The organism is Streptomyces sp. NPDC002926 (assembly GCF_053591755.1).
Genome location: NZ_JBSFUK010000028.1, coordinates 22,547 through 41,017, shown reverse-complemented (window position 1 = coordinate 41,017; position 18,471 = coordinate 22,547). Strand labels below are relative to the sequence as shown.

16 protein-coding genes are annotated in these 18,471 nt (G+C 70.9%); 13 read left to right on the top strand and 3 right to left on the bottom strand.

From position 1 onward, the window contains the following. Positions 1–19: 19 nt before the first annotated feature. Positions 20–220 (bottom strand): DUF5988 family protein, encoded by a 201-nt coding sequence (locus ACWDZ6_RS28120; protein ID WP_451505061.1) that lies wholly within the window; start codon positions 218–220, stop codon positions 20–22. Positions 221–466: 246 nt separating this feature from the next. Between ACWDZ6_RS28120 and ACWDZ6_RS28115 the strand changes: the two genes are divergently transcribed. Continuing rightward, on the top strand, positions 467–1,183 hold the full coding sequence (locus ACWDZ6_RS28115) for a flavodoxin family protein (protein WP_326654377.1): 717 nt from the start codon (positions 467–469) through the stop codon (positions 1,181–1,183). 142 nt (positions 1,184–1,325) lie between these two features. Here ACWDZ6_RS28115 and ACWDZ6_RS28110 read toward each other — a convergent pair whose 3' ends face one another. After that, complete coding sequence (locus ACWDZ6_RS28110; RefSeq protein ID WP_451505060.1) at positions 1,326–2,444, bottom strand: S1 family peptidase; 1,119 nt, start codon at positions 2,442–2,444, stop codon at positions 1,326–1,328. A gap of 441 nt (positions 2,445–2,885) precedes the next feature. On the opposite strand from ACWDZ6_RS28110, the gene ACWDZ6_RS28105 reads away from it, so the two are divergent. The 12 genes from ACWDZ6_RS28105 to ACWDZ6_RS28050 all read left to right on the top strand — a co-directional run bounded on the left by ACWDZ6_RS28105 (position 2,886) and on the right by ACWDZ6_RS28050 (position 17,520). After that, positions 2,886–4,502 (top strand): serine/threonine-protein kinase, encoded by a 1,617-nt coding sequence (locus tag ACWDZ6_RS28105; RefSeq protein WP_451505059.1) that lies wholly within the window; start codon positions 2,886–2,888, stop codon positions 4,500–4,502. Beyond that, on the top strand, positions 4,499–5,260 hold the full coding sequence (locus ACWDZ6_RS28100; RefSeq protein ID WP_451505058.1) for a hypothetical protein: 762 nt from the start codon (positions 4,499–4,501) through the stop codon (positions 5,258–5,260). Before ACWDZ6_RS28105 ends, ACWDZ6_RS28100 begins: the two co-directional genes overlap by 4 nt. Before the next feature lie 390 nt (positions 5,261–5,650). Beyond that, positions 5,651–6,454, top strand: a complete 804-nt coding sequence (locus ACWDZ6_RS28095) for a peptidoglycan recognition protein family protein (RefSeq protein ID WP_451505057.1) — start codon at positions 5,651–5,653, stop codon at positions 6,452–6,454. A gap of 235 nt (positions 6,455–6,689) precedes the next feature. After that, positions 6,690–7,121, top strand: coding sequence for a phosphatase domain-containing protein (locus ACWDZ6_RS28090; RefSeq protein ID WP_451505056.1), 432 nt, complete (start codon positions 6,690–6,692; stop codon positions 7,119–7,121). Positions 7,122–7,494: 373 nt separating this feature from the next. After that, positions 7,495–9,285: a PKD domain-containing protein gene (locus tag ACWDZ6_RS28085; protein ID WP_451505055.1), complete on the top strand. Its 1,791-nt coding sequence runs from the start codon at positions 7,495–7,497 to the stop codon at positions 9,283–9,285. Positions 9,286–9,430: 145 nt separating this feature from the next. Then, positions 9,431–10,441 (top strand): SPFH domain-containing protein, encoded by a 1,011-nt coding sequence (locus tag ACWDZ6_RS28080; RefSeq protein WP_451505054.1) that lies wholly within the window; start codon positions 9,431–9,433, stop codon positions 10,439–10,441. Next, positions 10,438–11,355 (top strand): hypothetical protein, encoded by a 918-nt coding sequence (locus ACWDZ6_RS28075; protein ID WP_451505053.1) that lies wholly within the window; start codon positions 10,438–10,440, stop codon positions 11,353–11,355. Before ACWDZ6_RS28080 ends, ACWDZ6_RS28075 begins: the two co-directional genes overlap by 4 nt. A gap of 120 nt (positions 11,356–11,475) precedes the next feature. Continuing rightward, positions 11,476–12,273 (top strand): hypothetical protein, encoded by a 798-nt coding sequence (locus tag ACWDZ6_RS28070; protein WP_451505052.1) that lies wholly within the window; start codon positions 11,476–11,478, stop codon positions 12,271–12,273. Beyond that, complete coding sequence (gene cseB, locus ACWDZ6_RS28065; RefSeq protein ID WP_366729859.1) at positions 12,270–13,013, top strand: two-component system response regulator CseB; 744 nt, start codon at positions 12,270–12,272, stop codon at positions 13,011–13,013. The genes ACWDZ6_RS28070 and cseB overlap by 4 nt, the downstream gene beginning before the upstream one ends. Position 13,014: 1 nt before the next feature. Beyond that, positions 13,015–14,298: a sensor histidine kinase gene (locus tag ACWDZ6_RS28060; protein WP_451505051.1), complete on the top strand. Its 1,284-nt coding sequence runs from the start codon at positions 13,015–13,017 to the stop codon at positions 14,296–14,298. Positions 14,299–14,401: 103 nt separating this feature from the next. Next, positions 14,402–16,411, top strand: coding sequence for a transglycosylase domain-containing protein (locus ACWDZ6_RS28055; RefSeq protein WP_451505050.1), 2,010 nt, complete (start codon positions 14,402–14,404; stop codon positions 16,409–16,411). A 377-nt stretch (positions 16,412–16,788) separates the two neighbouring features. Then, on the top strand, positions 16,789–17,520 hold the full coding sequence (locus tag ACWDZ6_RS28050) for a tyrosine-protein phosphatase (protein WP_451505049.1): 732 nt from the start codon (positions 16,789–16,791) through the stop codon (positions 17,518–17,520). Between the two features lie 59 nt (positions 17,521–17,579). Here ACWDZ6_RS28050 and ACWDZ6_RS28045 read toward each other — a convergent pair whose 3' ends face one another. Then, complete coding sequence (locus ACWDZ6_RS28045; protein ID WP_451505048.1) at positions 17,580–18,470, bottom strand: amino acid ABC transporter ATP-binding protein; 891 nt, start codon at positions 18,468–18,470, stop codon at positions 17,580–17,582. Position 18,471: the final 1 nt, after the last annotated feature.

Sequence of the window (18,471 nt, the reverse complement as noted above, 5' to 3'; positions counted from 1 at the left end):
GAGCCCTGCTCATCAGGTCCTACTCGGCGATCTCCGTCCGTTCCCACCATTCGTAGACAGGCAACCGTCCCTCCGGGCTGTCCAGATGCCGCGACGTGACCTTGAAGTGCTCGTACCCGCCGCGGTGCGGAATCTTCAGCTCTTGTCCGGGCGGGGTGATCGGGACGATCCGTTCCGGCAGATCATCCGGACCACCCTCGAGGACTGCCTTGCTAGCCATGACCCCAGTCTCGCACCGGCGCTACCGCTCGCACCTTGACAGCGACAAGGGGGTGACGGTCGGTCTCCGGGCCGCCGCTTGCGCAAGAGCGCTCTCAGCGCTCTCAGCGCACGGAGGTCGCTGTCGATGAGTCCCGGCAAAGGCGTACGGCGGAGGCATCTCATGCATTCGGGCCACCGATGTGGACCGCCGTGCACGGCGGCGGCAGGCTGGTGGCGCACTCCCACCGCCACGAGGAGACGGCCGATGCCCGCGACGACGGACCGCTACGACCAGCTGCGCGCCCTGTTCATCAACTGCACGCTCAAGCGCTCCCCCGAGACCAGCAACACCGAGGGCCTGATCGACAAGAGCCGCACGGTCATGGAGAAGGCCGGCGTCACGACCGAGGTGATCCGCGCCGTCGACCACGACATCGCGACCGGCGTCTGGCCCGATATGACCGAGCACGGCTGGGAGAGCGATGCCTGGCCTCAGCTGCACGAAAAGGTCATGGCCGCCGACATCCTCACCCTCTGCGGACCGATCTGGCTCGGCGACAACAGCTCCGTGATGAAGCAGGTCATCGAGCGCCTCTACGCCTGCTCCAGCATCCTCAACGACCGCGGCCAGTACGCGTACTACGGACGCGTCGGCGGCTGCCTCATCACCGGCAACGAGGACGGCGTCAAACACTGCGCCATGAACATCCTCTACAGCCTCCAGCACCTCGGCTACACCATCCCGCCGCAAGCCGACGCCGGCTGGATCGGCGAAGCCGGCCCCGGCCCCTCCTACCTGGACCCGGGCTCGGGCGGCCCGCAGAACGACTTCACCAACCGCAACACGACCTTCATGACCTGGAACCTCATGCACCTCGGCGCGCTGCTCAAGCAGGCGGGCGGCATCCCGGCCCACGGCAACCAGCGCTCCGAATGGGACGCGGGCTGCCGCGACGACTTCCCCAATCCCGACTACCGCTGATAGCGCTCCCGACTACCGCTGATACCACCGAGCACCAGCCACCGCGTGTCGAACCTCCCCGCCCGGCAGAGCCCGCCGCGGCGGAGGGCCGGTTCAGGGCCATTCCGTATCGCGGCGGGCCCGGCCCGTGGGGGGCGGCTTGTCAGGCGGTGTGCAGCGTCAGGCCGTACCGGCCGAGGATTTCGTTGATCGGCTGGTACCAGGTCTCGCCTCCGCCGCTGCAGTTGCCCCAGCCACCGGAGGTCACCCCCTGGGCCTGGTCGCCGCTGATGAAGGATCCGCCCGAGTCTCCTGGCTCGGCGCAGACGCTCGTCTTCGTCATCTGATGGACCGCGCCCTGGCTGTAGTTGACGGTCTCGTTCTTGGCCAGGACATTGCCGCAGTGCCAGTGCGACGTGGAACCGGAGCGGCATATCGAGGCGCCGACGGGGGCTTCGGCCGAGCCGCGGACCAACTGGTCGGAGACGGTGCCCCAGCCGAGGACCACGGGGACGGTCCACCAGCCGTTGCCGACACTGACCCAGGCGTAGTCGTTGTCGGGGAAGGACGAGCCCTGGAACGCGCCGATGGCGGAACCGTCCCAGCCGCGGACCGCCGCTCCCGGCCGACCGCAGTGCCCGGCCGTGACGAAGCCGCCGTACACGGAGAAGCCGATCGAGCACCGGACATTGCCGGTGTAGTACGGGTCGCCGCCCACGGTCCCGGCCGCGTAGGTCTCGGGTGCCTCGGTCGCCTCCTCGACCTGGACCGGGCCAGCTCGGCGGGCTCGGGCGACGAAGTCCTCGACATCGTTGTCACGCCGCTCGGACACGATGACGTTCACGACGATCCGGTTGGCTCGGGGGTCGACGTGCCAGCTGCTGACGCCGGCTGGGGCGGACAGCTTGTCGATCTTCTTCTTGGCCGAGTCGAGCTGCTGCGCGCTGTGCGTCACCAGCCGGACCGAGGCACCCGTCGCGCGTACGGCGTCGGCTTGCTTCCCGTTGGTGACGGCGACGGTCAGCTTTCCGCTGCCCGCGTCGAACCAGGAGCCGCCGAACGACGCTCCCGCGGCGCGGCGCGCCTTTCCTTCGACGGCGGTCGCCGTTTTCTCCGCCGTCAGGCGGGCCTCCGCCTGACTCTTCGTCAGGCCCAGGTCCCGCTGCATGGCGGCGAGCAGACCGGCGGAGGCCTGCGGTTCGGGGACCGGGGTGGGAGCCTGGGCAGCGGCCGGAGCGAGCCCTGCGGCTGCCCAGGCGCCCAGAAGGAGAAGCGCGGACATGCCGGTGCGTATACCTGTCGTGCGTCTCAAGGCTTTGACCCTTCGGTTGTTCCAGCTTCGTGGGGGATGGAACAGCAAGCACACGAGAGCGCTCTCACCGCGCGCCCGGCCGGAGCGTAACCGAAACACAATGATCAGGTCCATGCCAACGAACCGCCGCCGGGCCAGGGTTGGCCGGATTCCGCGCAGGGCCCGCGCGTTCGGGCGGCCCCACCGTCAGGGTCCGGCCGGGCCCCCGGGCTGCTCATGCGTACCCGTACCGCCGCTTCCGGACTGCCTGACAAGCACCCTCGTCACAGGAGGCCGACTCCTCGGCGGGAACCACTCGTGACGGAATTGTGTCCCCCATGAGGACAGCAGGTGGGCTAGCGTGCGGCGGTCGCGCACAACTCCGTGGCGGCGCATTCGACCGCCGGTAACCGCGGTGCCGAGGGGGGCAGGATGAACGCGTGGTCGGTACCCGGGTACACCGAGTCCCGGGAGTTGGGCTCCGGCGGCAGCGGGCGCGTCGTCCTGGCCGTCCATGACGCGACCGGCATGCCGGTCGCCGTCAAGTACCTCAGCGAGCGGCTGCGGACGGATTCCGGCTTCGTTCAGGTGTTCCGGGCGGAGGCACGTCTGCTCGGCGGCCTCGATTCGCCCTATGTGGTGGGGCTGTACGAATACGTCGAAGCGCCGCAGGGCGCCGCCATCGTGATGGAGCTCGTCGACGGCATCGCCCTGCGCGCGCTACTGCAGCGCGAAGGCGCTACAGGCCCCGAAGCGGCGCTCGTGGTACTCAAGGGCTCGCTGCTGGGACTGGCGGCCGCGCACCGGGCGGGTGTGGTGCACCGCGACTACAAACCGGAGAACGTCCTGGTCGCGGCGGACGGCTCGTCCAAGCTGGTCGACTTCGGCATCGCCGCGGGACGCGGCACCACGCCGGGAGTGGCCGGCACTCCCGCCTATATGGCTCCGGAACAGTGGAACGGGGAGCCCGCCTCACCGGCGGCCGACGTCTACGCCGCGACCGCGACGTTCTACGAGTGCCTGACCGGCCGCAAGCCGTTCTCCGGCGAGAACTTCGCCGAGCTGGCACTCCAGCACATCAGCGCACCGGTCCCCGAGGAGGAGGCTCCGGAGCCGGTGCGCCCGCTGATCAGGCGCGGAATGGCGAAGGAGCCGGAAGAGCGGCCCGCGAACGCGGCGGCGTTCGTGGCGGAGCTCGAGGAGATCGCCGGGGCCGCCTACGGCCCGGACTGGGAGGAACGGGGCCAGCGGAAACTCGCCGCGCTTGCCGCGCTGTTGCCGCTCCTCTTCCCCTCGGCCGCGGGCCAGGCCGCGGGGACCACCGAGCTGGCCACGACCGCGCTCGGCGGCGGCTGGGGCAGCTGGAAGCCGGGCCTGCGCGGGGTGCTGACAGGCATCGCCGCGCTCGTTGTGGCCGTGCTGGTCGCCGTTGCCGCGAAGGCGACAGGGGACGACCCGCGGCAGCAGACGGCTCAGTCCGTCGCCACCACCAGCGCGGTACCGGGCACGGCCGCCACTTCGCCCGTCGGCCCGTCCGGCTCGGCGAGCCCGTCGGCGACGGGCAGTGCCTCCGCCTCCGCCGGCAGCTCCCCTTCTCCTTCCGGCAGCGCGACCGCCGGACCCGCCACGCCCTCACCCGTGATGTCTTCGACCCCGGCCTCCCCTTCGCCGTCGTCGTCCGCGCCGTCCGCCGACCCCAGCACTTCCCCTCCCACCACCGCCCCGGTGAAGGTCAGGTCCGTCTCCGTCTCGAGCCTGCGCCAGACGAGTACGACGGGTGCCGCCGCGTCCATCGACGTCGTCACGGACGGGACCGGTCCCGTGACCATCGTCATCGCCTGGTTCGCCGGCGACGCGAAGGGTGAACTGGGCACGCAGGACGGCTCGCAGACCTTCGAGCGAAGCGGCGCGACGCAATACACGATCACGCTGGACCACACATTCCGAGGGCGAAGCTGTTACTGGGGCGTACGGGCGACGACGAACCCGACCGCCTCGAACGGCAGTTCCACGCAGCAGATCCTGACCCGGCGGTGCAGCATCCAATGAAGGACCCACGTATCCCCCATGACCGCGCGCCGGGTCACCCCGGTGACGTCGCACCTGCGCGCTCAGGTCACGACGGAGTCGGCGAAAGCGACGGCTACAGCGCGACCGCGCTGGGCAGCCACTGGTTCGAACGGCCGGACCCCGAGGCCGCGCCGACCACGCCGGCGGCGCCGGAGAAGGCCACCCTGATCCAGGGCGGGGAGCCCACGAGCGTGGCACCCGACCGTGTCGACGGCGAGGTGCTCCGCTTCGGCCCGGGAGTGACCGCGGTCGTCCAGAACCGGAATCGTGACAACACGACCGCCGCACTCTGGCACGGGACACTGCCCGGAGAGCCCGCCCGGCCGGAGCCCCGTGAACGCCGCCGCGGCGGACTCCGGCGGTACGCCCTGGCCGCCGTGGTGCTGCTGGCGGTGCTGGCTTTCCTCGCCTGGCAGCGGTACGGCCCCGGCCTGTCCGTGCGGGACGTGACGGTGCAGACCGCCGCGGAAGGGCCCGGCTGCGAGGGCACGGCCGACGTTGTGGGCGTGCTGGGGACCAACGGACGGCCCGGCACGGTGACGTATCGCTGGGTGCGCAGCGACGGCACCGAATCGGGCCTGCTGCGGGAGAAGATGACACGCGGCCAGAAGCAGGCACGTCTGCATCTGTTGTGGACGTTCCGTGGCCGGGGCGAGTACCGGGCCAGTGCGGAACTGCGGATCATCTCGCCGTCCCGGCACACGGTCACCACACACTTCAGGTACCGGTGCGTCTGAGCCTCCGCCGCACCCGCGCGATCTCCGCGGCCGCCTTCTCCGGCTCGGTGCGGAGCCGAAGACCCGCTCGTACGGTCTCCGACCCCGTACCGGCTCCGATGTCCACAGCTCGCGTCGCCGCGTGGCGACACCCGGGCCCCCCCAATGGACGCGCACCACGGTGCCGCGGGGTGTGCTCAGGGACGAGGTTCAGTCGCTGAAGCCCGGTCCGGGCGGAGACATCGCCGCGACGGGACCGGGCATCGTGCTGCTGCGCTGCCGGACGGTGCAGCCGACCCCGCCGCCTTCGTGACCGGCCATGATGTGCGAGAAGACGTCGCGGGACCGTACACCTCGCGACGCCGCGCGCAGCGGAGGCGCACCCGGGAGTGCCGTCGTACGCTCAGGCTCATGACCATCGACCGGCGCATGCTGCTCCGCGGCATGGGCAGGGCAACCGCGGCAGGCGTGATCGGTGCCGCACTCGCCGCCGGGAGCAGTGGCAGGCCACCGACGGCGGCTCGCGCACGCCCCCGCCCGCACCCGCGGCCCGAGCCCGTCACCCAGTGGGCCGGCGCGCAGCCGGCCGTCGTACCGCGCAGTGTCTGGCAGACCCACCCGATGGCTCACCAGAAGCCGGAACTGTCCGCGACCACGGTCAAAGCGGTCTTCATTCATCACACCAACAGCGGAAACGACTACTCCCGTCGAGAGGTCCCCAATCTCATCCGTTTCCTCTCCGACGACCACATGGAGCGCCGGGGCTGGGACGACGTCGGCTACAACTTCTTCGTCGACCGGACCGGCACCATCTACGAGGGACGCTCCGGTGGCATCGCCAATCCTGTCGTCGGCGCGCACACCCTGGGCTTCAACGTCGGCACCGTCGGCATAGCGGCGATCGGCAGCTACGGCTCCGGCTCGACCATGCCCGCTCCCATGCTGGAGGCGATAGCCCGACTCGCCGCCTGGAAGCTCGGTCTGTACGGCGTCGACCCACGCGGCACCACGGTCCTGGTCTCCACCAACGACGGAAGCAAGTACCCGGAGGGAGAACGGGCCGTCTTCCACACGATCTCCGGCCACCGCGACGGCGACTGGACACGGTGCCCGGGAGCCGGGCTCTACACGCGCCTTCCGCAGATCCGTGACCGCGCCGCCCACCTCCAGGGCCGCACCGAAGCGCCGGAGACCCACGCCGACGGGCCCTTCTGACGCGCCGTCGCCCAGAGAGTTGACCAATTGGGCGACGGCGAGAATTCGCGGGGACCCGCTCGGCGGCACGATCCGTAGAGACATCGGGCTCCTCGGGTAAAGGCCGACCTGCCGGTCGCGCCACCCCTTACCCTAGAGACCCAAATGGCCCGGCAAGCGGGCCAATTCGATTCAGACTGACTGGGCCACTCGGGTCACGGGTCCGGTCCGTCACGACAGCGAACAGGGTGGGTGCGTGACCGAGCTCTGGAACCCCTCCGACGTCGGCGTCCTACCGCTTCCTTCCGGCCGCCTGGTCCGGGGCCGGGGCCTTCGGCGCCCTCTTCCGGACGGGCCGGCGCCCGCGTACGGGGTGTACTTGCTGGGCAAGCGGCCTCCCGAGGTCCCGTGGGAAACCCGGTGGCTGCGCTGGCCCGATTTCTGGCTGCCCGGCAGCCATGCGGATGCTCGGGCCGCCCTCGGCGAGGCATGGGACCGTGCCGCTGTCGAACGGGTCGAGATCGCCTGCGGCGGAGGCCGTGGCCGGACCGGAACAGCTCTGGCCTGCCTTGCCGTCCTCGACGGAGTGCCGGCGGACCGGGCGGTGGACTTCGTGCGCAGGCACTACGACGCCCGCGCCGTCGAAACCCCGTGGCAGCGACGCTATGTGCGGCGCTTCACCCGCTGAATTCGAACCGAACTCGACCCGGCGCGACCGAAGCCTCGAATTCCGGCCACCGCCGCGGCAGGAGCCATCCCGGCCGGCTCGGACGTGCGCGCCGCGCCGGCGTACCGCCGCGCACCCGCGCTCATGTCGGCACAGTCCTCAACCACCTGAAGACCTACACACGCCGACCCGCGCAACCACACCACGCGCCCAAGTCGGCACGAGGTAACGGTGGGTAAGTGACCAGTCTCACTGCGCATGCTCACCTGTGCGCGTCTCACGCCCGTTCCCGCCTGCCATGATCCCTTCTGATGCGGGGGTCGGCCGACTCCGCACGGACCGAACAAGCAGCGGAAACAGGGGCGTTGGCGTGAGAGATACGTGGTTGCGGCGAGTGGCGCGAAGGCGTGGGGGCAGCGGCAGGGGATCCGCTCCGCGCGGGCCGGGGACGACCCGCTCCGCTGCCGCGGCGGCCGCGGCGGCGGTGCTGCTCAGTCAGCTGCTCGGCGGGCACCCCGCCGTGGCGCAGACAGCCGCCTTGCCGGGATCCGCGTACCCCCTTGTCCTCGACGTGGATCTGACGCCGAATCCGGTGTGCAGCGGACCGGTCCGTGGCCGGGTGCAGATGTACGACCCCGCCGCGGCGAAGGCCGGCGCCACCCTGGAGTGGCGGGTACGGGCCGGGGAGGAGCAACTGGCCGGCGGACAGACCGTCATGGACGCGAAGGTGTCCGTGGCCGAGTTCACCATCCCGTTCGACCGGGTGGGGGCGGCGAGCACGGCGCTGCAGTTCGACGCGCGCGTGCTCCCCTCGTCGGCCGGGCGGGAGCCGGGCCCGTACGGAAAGGTCTGGCGGGACACCGTCAGGCGGGGCTGCGACCCGGTGCGCGTGGCATCCGTCGGCGACTCCGTCGTGTGGGGGCAGGGTCTGGACCACGACCAGAAGTTCCCCTATCTGACGGGCGAGCTGCTCGGCCGTGAGACCGGCCGGGGCCATCAGCACATGGACTACTCGATATCCGGCGCGGTCCTCGACGCACCCGAGCTGCCCGCGGGCAATGACGACGCCGCCTGCCTGCGGATGCAGGAGAAGCAGGACCCGGACGGCGACGGGGAAATGGAGTTCGGCGAGGTCACTCAGCAAATGCCGGATGTGTTCTGCCAGTTGGAGCAGGCGGGCGCGCAGGCACGGGCGGGCGGATACGGGCTCGATCTGGTCGTCGTCAACGGGTGCATCAACGACCTCGACCCGTTCCTCGGCATCGGCGTCGGCATCACGCCCGGCTCGAGGAAGCTGCCCGAGGCCGTGCGGCGCGAGTGCTCGGGCATCGGCGCGGCAGCCGAGAATCCGGCCAAGGACGTGCCGTACTTCAGTGGCGCCAAGGTCGGCTACGGCGGCCGCGGAATGCAGGCGGCGATCGAGAAGGCGCATTCGCTGCCCGGCCGGCCCAAGGTGCTCGTGGCCGACTTCTACTACGCGCTCAGCCGCAGCAGTTCGCCGGTCCCGGTGAAGACCTGTACGACACCGGGAGTTGCCGGAGCCCGCCTCACCGCCTGCACGAGCGCACTCGGCGGCGTGGCCGGACGCTATGAGCAGTACACCCAACTGGCCAATGACGCGTACCGTCAGGCGGCCGCGGCGGCGAACGCCGCCTCCTCCGACGGCCCGTACGCGGTGGCCGCGGACGGCCTGTTCTCCCGGGACAATGCCGTGCTCGCCCCGCACTCCAAGGTCTGGGGCACTCCGTCCTCCGACCCCGCGTTCCCGCTGCGCATGCGGGCCTGCCCGGAGCTCAGCCAGACTCCGGCGCAGTGTCTGACCGCGGCCGTCGCCCACCCGGACGTCGACGGCGCCCGTCAGTACGCCGACGCGTTCCTCCTCAACCCGCTTCTGCGCCAGTGGTTCCACCTCCCGGCCGGCGGCCCGCACGCTCTGCTGGACGCGCCGAAGAACGCTCACACCGGGAGCCCGGTCCGCCTGAGCGCGACCATCGACGGGAAGGAACCTCCGGCCGGATACAGCTATCGCTGGTACTTCGGTGACGGCACACAACAGGAGACCAGTGAGGCAACCGTCTCCCATGCGTTCGACCGGGAAGGCCCCTTCCTGCCCCGCTTGGTGCTGACCGGCCAGGACGGCCGGCAGGTGCTGAGCGAGGCCGCGGATGCTGTGACGGTGAGCTGACGGTCCCGCACGAGGGGGAGGCTCGGGGGCGGTTCGCGGATGCGCGCCGCCCCCGGGCCGTCCCGGACACCCGTCCATTTCGTCGCCTTGACGATAACGGCCCTGTCCTCATATCGTCTGACTGACGAAAAAGAGGGAGGCTTTCATGGCCGACATCATCAGGCGCCTGGGATGGCGCCATCTCCGTACCGCACCCACCTCCCATGTACGCCACTTCCGGCGCGGGCGGCTCGTACACGACGGGCCGGGGCTGAGCTTCTGGTTCCGTGCGCTGACCGCCGCGCTCTCCGAAATCCCGGTCGACGACCGGGAACTGGCCATGGCGTTCCACGCCCGCACCTCCGACTTCCAGGACGTCACCGTGCAGGCGACGGTGACCTACCGGATCAGCGAACCGGCCACCGCCGCCGCCCGGCTGGACTTCTCGATCGACCCGGACACCGGCGTCTGGCGCGGCGCCCCACTGGAGCAGCTGTCCACCCTGCTCACCGAGACCGCGCAACAGCACGCACTGGACGTCCTGGCGCGTACGCCGCTGGCGGCAGCCCTTGTCGACGGCGTCGCGGCGGTCCTCGAGCGGATCACCGACGGTCTGGCCGCGGAGCCCCGGCTGCCCGCCACCGGCATCACCGTTGTTGCCGTACGTGTGGTCGCCCTCCGTCCCGAACCGGAGGTGGCGCGGGCGCTGCGCACCCCCGCGCGCGAACAGATCCAGCAGGAGTCGGACCGGGCGACGTACGAGCGCAGAGCCGTCGCCGTGGAGCGCGAACGCGCGATCGCCGAGAACGAACTGGCGAGCCGGATCGAACTGGCCCGCCGTGAGGAGCAGTTGGTCGAGCAGCACGGCACCAACGCCCGCCGCGAGGCCGAGGAGAACGCCGCGGCAGACGCCGTACGGGCCGAGGCTGAGGCCGCGCGCACGGTACGGCTGGCCAAGGCCGAGGCCGAGGCGGCACGCGAGGTCGGGCAGGCGCGGGCTCAGGCACAGGCCGCCTGGCTACGGGTGCACGGCGAGGTGGACGCCGCCACTCTGCACGCGCTGGCCGCGACCCGCGTCGCCGAGAACCTGCCGCGCATCGACAGCCTCACCCTCTCCCCCGATGTCCTCACCGGCCTGCTGGCCAAGCTCGGCCGGGCCGACGGGGAGCGGAGATGAGTCTCGCGCCACGGGCGGTGCTGGTACACCGTGCCACCGAGTACGAGGAGTTGCTCGCCCGGCACGGCACCCATGGCCAGGCCGACTTCTTCCTCTCCTCGCGCGGCCGGAGCATCCAGGAGGTGACCGAGCGGCATCACCGTGCGCGGCGGGCGCTCGCCGATGTGGCGGCGGCGGTGCCGCTGGCGTGGCGGCACACCCGGGTGGAACGCGCGGACCTCGACCGCTTCCTCTTCGGCCCCGAAGACGTGGTGGTCGTGGTGGGCCAGGACGGTCTGGTGGCCAACACCGCCAAGTATCTGTCCGGTCAGCCGGTGGTGGGGATCGATACCGATCCCGGCCGCAACCCGGGCGTGCTGGTACGCCACCGGGCGGCCGACGCGGTCAAACTGCTCCCGGCGGCCGCGTCCGGCACAGGCGCCGTCGACGAACTCACCATGGTGGAGGCGGTCGCCGACGACACCCAGCGGCTGCTCGCCCTCAACGAGATCTACCTCGGGCCGCCCGGGCACCAGACCGCCCGCTACCGGCTGAGCACCGGCGCGGAAGCCGGCCGCACCGAACCCGAGGCCACCTCCGAAACCCAGGCCTCTTCCGGAGTCCTGGTCGGCACCGGCACCGGCGCCACCGGCTGGCTGCGCTCCGTGTGGCAGCAACGCGGCAGCAATCTGCCGCTGCCCGGACCCGCCGACCCTCAACTGATCTGGTTCGTACGGGAGGCCTGGCCGTCGCCCGCCACCGGCACCACACTCGTGGAAGGGGTACTGGCACCCGCGGAACGGCTCCGGCTGACGGTCGAGTCGGACCGGCTGGTCGCGTTCGGCGACGGGATCGAGACCGACGCGCTGGAGCTCACCTGGGGCCAGACGATCCGTCTCGGCATCGCGGGCACCGCACTTCGGCTGATCGACTGACCCCACCGGGCGGCACACCCGGACCGCGTCGGCCGGAGGCACAGGACCGCGGCCGGCTCCCCCCGGCGGTGACGAGCCCGCACCACCCCCTCGTACAACCGCCGGTACGCTGTTGTGCCTATGCGTCGCTTCCCCCACACCGGCCCCCTTCACCACAGGCGGCCCTTCCTCGCTGCCCTCGTCGCCGGCGCGGCCCTGTCCGGGGTCGCCGGCTGCGCGTCCGAGACCGGCGCACGGGACGGAGGCGTGGCGCCCAGCCTCTCGCCGCCCATCAGCGCGCAACCGCTGTGGCCGCAGTACGCCCCACCGTCCCCGCCCGCGGCAGGCGAGACCGGCCCCCCGTACAAGCGGTACCTGGCCGTCGACGGCATCACCGTGCCCGCGGGCGGGCTCAGGAAGGTGGCGGTGAAGGAACTGCTGGAGAAGGACCCCAATGCGCCGCAGTTGGTACGGGCCGCGATGAAGGACTGCCCCGGCTCCCGCTGCGGTCTGCGCAACCCCGTCTACCGGGACCTGACCGGGGACGGCCGGGACGAGTTGGTGGTGGCGCTGGACGAGGAGTCGGCCGGGCTGACACTGATTCAGGTCTACTGGACCCTGGGCGGCACGGTGCGGCCGGTGCTCATCAGTTGGGGGCCGCTGGGGCTCACCGGCGAAACGTTCGGCCACGACCTGGTGCTCGCGTCGACCGGCGACGACGGCCGGTTCACCACCCGATACCGGTGGAACGGCGCGGTGATGACGGCGGGCGTCCCGCAGGACCGCGCGGGCGACCCGGCGGGGACGGCCACGGGCCGGGCCCCAGCCACGGGAACTGGTTCGAACACGGGCACGGGCACAGATTCGGGTTCGGATTCGGGTTCGGATGCGTCCGTGAGCCTGCAGACCACGAGCCCACAGACGAGGACACCCCGATGACCCCGATACCGCCGACGACACCCTCCTTCGTCCCGACCGGCTCCGCGGCCGAGGCGCATCTGCTGCTCGTGGAGGACGACGAGGTGATCCGCAACACCCTGCGCATGCTGCTGGAGCGCTACGGCTTCACCGTCTCCACCGCGGGCGACGGCCTCACCGGCCTGGAGATGTTCCGGGAAAGGCGCCCGGACCTGCTGCTGCTCGATGTGATGCTGCCCGAGCTCGACGGGATCGGGCTGTGCCGCAGAATCCGCGAACTGAGCCTCGCACCGATCCTGATGATGTCCGCCCGCGGTGACACACTCGACGTCGTGTCAGGGCTGGAGGCGGGCGCCGACGACTATGTCGTCAAGCCCTGCGAGAGCGCTGTTCTCGTCGCGCGGATCCGCTCATTGCTGCGCCGCGCCTCCTTCACCCCGCCCGCGGGCCCCGACCACGAGCGTACGGACGGCACGAGCACGCTGGTCTTCGGGGATCTGACCATCGACACCCGCGGGATGGAGGTGTCGCGCGCGGGGCAGGCGCTCGCCCTGACCCCGACCGAGCTGCGGATGCTCCTCGAATTCGCGGCATCGCCCGGTGTTGTCCTGGAGCGCCGTACGCTGCTCAGCCGGGTGTGGGATCACGCCTGGCACGGCGACACCCGCGTGGTCGACCTCCATGTACAGCGCCTGCGGGCGAAGATCGGCGCCGAACGGATCGAAACGGTCCGCGGCTTCGGCTACAAACTGCGGCGCTGACATGGCACTGCGATGGCGGATCGCCGCCCTGGTCGCCGCGGCCATCTGCGCCGTCACCGCAGCCGTCGGCGTACTGGTCCATCACGCCTCACGCGACCGTGAACTCTCGCAGGCCCGCGACAGCGCCCGTACCACCCTCGACCGGGCGGCCGTCACCTACGCCCGCACCGGCGCGGTGCAGGGCACGGGTGCCGCACTCGACGCGCCCGGCCTGCCCGGCGACTTGCGGGGACTGGTCGCGAAGGGGCGCCGGGGAACGGAGTTCACCACGGCACAGGAGGGGCCCGCCATGTGGGCCGCCCGCCCGGCCGGTGGCCGAGTGCTGTCCGTACGCGTCGACATGGGCACCACCATGCGGGACATCAGCGCCCTTGATACCAGCATCGCCTGGGCCAGCGTGATCACCACCGCGGTGGTGCTGCCGCTCGGCGTACTGACCGCCGGAAGGATGAGCCGCCGGTTGCGCACCGCCGCGGGCACCGCCCGGCGTATCGCGGCCGGGGACCTCGATGCGAGAATCCGCGCCGCAACCCGCCCGCGTGACGAGATCGCCGAGATCTCCGCCGCCGTGGACACGATGGCCGCCGCTCTGCAGGAACGGCTGCGCGGTGAGCAGCGTTTCACCGCCGACGTCGCCCATGAACTGCGCACCCCGCTCATGGGCCTGGTCACCGCCGCCGAACTGCTCCCCGAGGGCGAGGCGGCCGGCTATGTACGCGACCGTGTACGGGTACTGGCCGCGCTGGTCGAGGAACTGCTGGAGATCTCCCGGCTGGACGCAGGAGCGGAACAGGCGGATCTCTCCCCCTGCCCCGTCGGAGCCCTCGTCGAGGAGATCGTCGCCCGGGCCGGCCTGTCCGTACACCTCCTCACCGAGGGGACGTCGACGGCGGTCGGGTCGGCGAAGGTGTGGACCGACGCGCGGCGGCTGGAGCGCATCCTCACCAATCTGATCGTCAACGCGCACCGGCACGGACGTCCGCCGGTCACCGTCACGGTCACGGCGGACGGCCGGACAGTCACCGTCGAGGACCTCGGCCCCGGCTATCCGGACACCATGCTCAGAGACGGGCCGCAGCGCTTCCGCACCGGCGCGCGCGCCCGCGGAACCGGTCACGGACTGGGGCTGACCATCGCACTCGGCCAGGCCGAAGTCATCGGCGCCGTCCTCACGTTCAGCAACGCACCTGCCGGCGGCGCCGTCGCCGTACTCCACCTCCCCCGCCCCGGCCTCGACCTCGGCGAGGAAACCGAGTGCCGGCCGGAGACCGAGACGGATACATGACCGGCGCCGGGTCCGGGGCCGATACACAGCCGATACAACTCCGCGTCCCAGCCGATGTGTTCCTTCCGGTTGACAAAGATCTTCGGCGCCGAGGATGGCGCCCATGCGTATCAGGCACAGTCCCGACCGGACCGCGGATCAGCTGACAGCGAGCTGGGCGGGTACGGCCCGTGAGGCCGGTACGGACGACGCGCCGAGAGAAGCGGCGGAAACCGGCGGCCGGAAACGCGGCGGCCTGCTACGTCGGGGGACGTCCGGGCGCGGGACGTCGGAGCGCGGGACGTCCGGGCCTCGACGAAGGCCGGAAAAGCGGAAGGGCTTTCGCCGCTTCGTCACCTGGCGGAAGGCACTCGCCTGCGTGATCGTCCTGTGCGCCCTGGTGACCGGCGCGTTCACCGTTCTCTACTACGCCATCGACATCCCGCGGGCCAACGATCTGGCGAAGGCGCAGAGCAATGTCTTCCTGTACAGCGACGGCAGCCGTCTCGCCCGGACCGGGGAGATCAACCGGGAGACGGTTCCGCTCGGCCGAGTGCCGAAGGACGTGCGGTACGCGTTCGTCGCGGCCGAGAACAAGGACTTCTACAGCGACTCCGGCGTCTCGCTGACCGGCACCGCCCGTGGCATGGTCAACACGCTGACGGGACAGGGGACACAGGGCGGTTCGACCATCACCCAGCAGTACGTCAAGAACTATTACCTCAGCCAGGAACAGACCGCCACGCGCAAGTTGAAGGAACTGGTCATCTCCCTGAAGGTGGACCGGAGCAACTCCAAGGACGACATCCTCGCCGGATATCTGAACAGCAGCTACTACGGCCGGCTCGCCTACGGCATCCAGGCCGCCGCCCGCGCGTACTACGGCAAGGAGGTCGAAGACCTCACCGTCGAGCAGGGCGCCTACCTCGCCGCGCTGCTGCAGGCACCCAGCCAGTACGACTGGGCCATCGCCGCCCCCGAGGCCAAACGGCTGGTCCAGCAGCGCTGGGCCTATGTGCTCGACAACATGGTCGGCGAGGGCTGGCTCGACAAGAACGAACGCCGGCGGATGCGCTTTCCCGTGCCGCTGGCCCCCCAGCCCGGCGCGGGACTCTCCGGGCAGGCCGGCTACCTGGTGGACGCCGCCCGGCGGGAACTGATGGCCTCGGGCATCAGCGAGCAGGAACTGGCAGGCGGCGGCTGGCGGATCACCCTCAACATCGAACCGGACAAACAGCGGGCCCTGGAACAGGCGGTCCGCTCTGGTGACAGCGACACAGACAGCGACCGGGAGGCACCGTCCGGCGCACCGGCACACGACCCGAACAGGCAGACCGGAGCGGTTTCGGTGGATCCGCGTACCGGCCACATCGTGGCGCTCTACGGCGGCCGCGATTACATGAAGCACTACCTGAGCAACGCGACCCGCTCCGACTACCAGGCAGGCGCCACCTTCGAACCGGTCGCCTACGCCGCGGTGATGGAGGCCAAGAGGCAGAATCAGGGTGAGAGCGACCTCAAGCAGATCAGGCAGACCGCCGCGGACCTCGGTATCGGCCCGGACGCCGGCGGCTTCACGGCACCGCGCGCCACGGAGCTGGGTCTGATGGGCGTCAGTCCCCTGGAAATGGCCGGTGTCTACGCCTCCTTCCAGCACCAGGGCAAGAAGGTAACCCCGTCGATCGTGAAGTCGGCGCAGCGCGGCGAGGCGCGCACCGAGCTGCCGGGTGCGGTGGGCGGCCAGGCGATCGACGCAGGGACCGCGGAGCTGGTCACCTCCGACCTGGCCTTCTCGCGCCGCGACCGCGCCAACGGTGGGCGCGGCGGCGTCGGACCGGAGGTGGTGGGCAGGGCCGAGCAGACCGTCGCGGCGGCCTCGGGCCCGACCGACGACAGGAAGGCCGAGTGGTTCATCGGTGCCACCCCCGACCTCGTCACCGCCGTCGCACTCTTCGGCGAGGACGCCAAGACCACAAAGCAGGTCAGGCTGCGGCACATAGGAGACGGCCGCCCCGCCAGAATCTGGAACCTTTACACCGAACAGGCGCTGGGCGGGCAGGCCCCGGCCGCTCCCGGTCCGGAGTACGGGGGCGGGAGCGGTGACGAGGCGGCGGGCAGCAGTCCGCACCCCTGACCCACACGTACACAACCAGGCACCGCCCACCAGCACCGGTCGGATCAGATCAGATCACGCTGGTCCGACGCTCCCGAACGGAGAGGAAGCGGTCCCGTACCCGGCGGTGGCGCATCGCGGACGCGGACCCTGCCACCTGCTGCTCACGCGTCAGGAGTTGTGGGGGCGTTCGACAGGCGATCCAGCGATTCGACCATCAGTGCCGTCCCGGCGGAACTGAGCGCCGGGACGGGCGACCGGTGGACCAGGACACCCGGCCGGGCCGCCGCGGCCGGGAGCTGCGCTTCGTCTCCGCCGGTGTGCGACCTGCTCGGGGTGGCGTCGGGGCCGGACACGTTCGGGGTCACCGGAAGCCGACAGGACCGTACAGTGACGCGATGAGCAGACACATAGCGTTCGAGCGGCTGCACAACTTCCGGGATCTGGGGGGCTACAACACCACCGACGGCCACACTGTGCGGTGGGGCCGGCTCTACCGGTCCGACTCCCTGGCCAAGCTCGACGGCGCCGACCTCGACCGCTTCCTCGCCCTCAAGGTGAGCACGGTGATCGACCTGCGCTACCCGTGGGAGATCGAGGCGCGGGGCCGGGTGCCCGACCGCGAGGGGCTCAGCTATGTCAACCTCAGCGTGGAACACCGCCCCTACGACCAGGCAGCCATCGACCCCGCCGTCGACCCCTGGCGCTTCCTCGCCGACCGGTACGCGGAAGTCGCCCTCGACGGCGCCGAGGAACTGCGTCAGGCGCTCGAGGTCATCGCGTGGAACACCAGCGGCCCGCTGGTGTTCCACTGCGCTTCCGGCAAGGACCGCACGGGACTGCTGGCCGCTCTGGTCCTCGCCCTTGCCGGGGTGACCGAGGACGATATCGCCGCGGACTTCGCGCTGACCGAACTGGCCACGGAACGGCTGATCGCCGACTGGCGGGCCGCCAACCCCGGGCGGACCCTGACGTGGCCGGGCTACGGACGAGCACCGGAAGAGATCATGCGGCTGTTCCTGGCCGACCTGGCCGCCACGTATGGATCCGTGTACGACTACGCCGTCCGGCACCTCGGTGCCGACGACAGGCTCATCGCGCAATTGCGCGCCCGGCTTCTGGACGACTGAGCCCGCGGGCCGGGGCACGGTGAACCCGGACGGGCCCCGGGTTCAGGAGCCCGGTTCGGTCAGCTGTCCCGGTCCGCGCCGGGCTCCCTGGTCTCCGCGTCCCTGCCCTTGTCCTTCGCCGTGTCCCTGTCCTTGTCGGACGGTGCCGAATCCGCGCCCGGCCGCTCCGCGGCGGCCGGGTCCAGGATGCGGTTCAGGAAGTTCCTGGTCCGCTCATGCTGCGGAGCGCCCACCATCTGCGCGGCCGGGCCCTGTTCGACGATCACGCCGCCGTCCATGAACACCACCCGGTCGGCGACCTCCCGGGCGAAGCTCATCTCATGGGTGACGACCATCATGGTCATGCCCTCCGCGGCCAGCAGCCGCATCACCGCCAGCACTTCCCCCACCAGCTCGGGATCGAGCGCCGAGGTCGGCTCGTCGAAGAGCATCACCTCAGGGTTCATGACCAGCGCCCGCGCGATCGCCACCCGTTGCTGCTGCCCTCCGGAAAGCTGCGCGGGGTAGGCGTCGGCCTTGTCGGACAGCCCGACGCGCTCCAGGTTCTCCCGGGCCACCGCCGCCGCGCGCGTCTTGTCCCGGCGCAGCACGCGGCGCTGCGGCAACGTGAGGTTCCCGGTCACGTTCACATGCGGGAAGAGGTTGAACTGCTGGAAGACCATGCCGATACGGCGGCGTACCGCGTCGATGTCGACATCGAGGTCGGTGACTTCCGTGCCGCCGACGAAGACCTGGCCCGCGGTGGGTTCCTCCAGCAGGTTCACACAGCGCAGCAGCGTCGACTTCCCCGACCCGGACGGCCCGATGACACAGACCACCTCGCCCCGCGCGATGTCGAGGTCGATGCCCCGCAGCACCTCGTTGTCGCCGAACGACTTGTGCAGGCCGCGGATCTCGATCTCCGGCCCGTCGGCCCCCATGCTCTCCACTGTCTCCGCCTTCTGTGACATC

Bases quoted from the DNA above. Each gene is read 5' to 3' on its own strand.
- ACWDZ6_RS28120 (WP_451505061.1), bottom strand. From the start codon at position 220: ATGGCTAGCAAGGCAGTCCTCGAGGGTGGTCCGGATGATCTGCCGGAA.
- ACWDZ6_RS28115 (WP_326654377.1), top strand. From the start codon at position 467: ATGCCCGCGACGACGGACCGCTACGACCAGCTGCGCGCCCTGTTCATC.
- ACWDZ6_RS28110 (WP_451505060.1), bottom strand. From the start codon at position 2,444: ATGTCCGCGCTTCTCCTTCTGGGCGCCTGGGCAGCCGCAGGGCTCGCT.
- ACWDZ6_RS28105 (WP_451505059.1), top strand. From the start codon at position 2,886: ATGAACGCGTGGTCGGTACCCGGGTACACCGAGTCCCGGGAGTTGGGC.
- ACWDZ6_RS28100 (WP_451505058.1), top strand. From the start codon at position 4,499: ATGAAGGACCCACGTATCCCCCATGACCGCGCGCCGGGTCACCCCGGT.
- ACWDZ6_RS28095 (WP_451505057.1), top strand. From the start codon at position 5,651: ATGACCATCGACCGGCGCATGCTGCTCCGCGGCATGGGCAGGGCAACC.
- ACWDZ6_RS28080 (WP_451505054.1), top strand. From the start codon at position 9,431: ATGGCCGACATCATCAGGCGCCTGGGATGGCGCCATCTCCGTACCGCA.
- ACWDZ6_RS28075 (WP_451505053.1), top strand. From the start codon at position 10,438: ATGAGTCTCGCGCCACGGGCGGTGCTGGTACACCGTGCCACCGAGTAC.
- ACWDZ6_RS28070 (WP_451505052.1), top strand. From the start codon at position 11,476: ATGCGTCGCTTCCCCCACACCGGCCCCCTTCACCACAGGCGGCCCTTC.
- cseB (WP_366729859.1), top strand. From the start codon at position 12,270: ATGACCCCGATACCGCCGACGACACCCTCCTTCGTCCCGACCGGCTCC.
- ACWDZ6_RS28060 (WP_451505051.1), top strand. From the start codon at position 13,015: ATGGCACTGCGATGGCGGATCGCCGCCCTGGTCGCCGCGGCCATCTGC.
- ACWDZ6_RS28055 (WP_451505050.1), top strand. From the start codon at position 14,402: ATGCGTATCAGGCACAGTCCCGACCGGACCGCGGATCAGCTGACAGCG.
- ACWDZ6_RS28050 (WP_451505049.1), top strand. From the start codon at position 16,789: ATGAGCAGACACATAGCGTTCGAGCGGCTGCACAACTTCCGGGATCTG.
- ACWDZ6_RS28045 (WP_451505048.1), bottom strand. From the start codon at position 18,470: ATGTCACAGAAGGCGGAGACAGTGGAGAGCATGGGGGCCGACGGGCCG.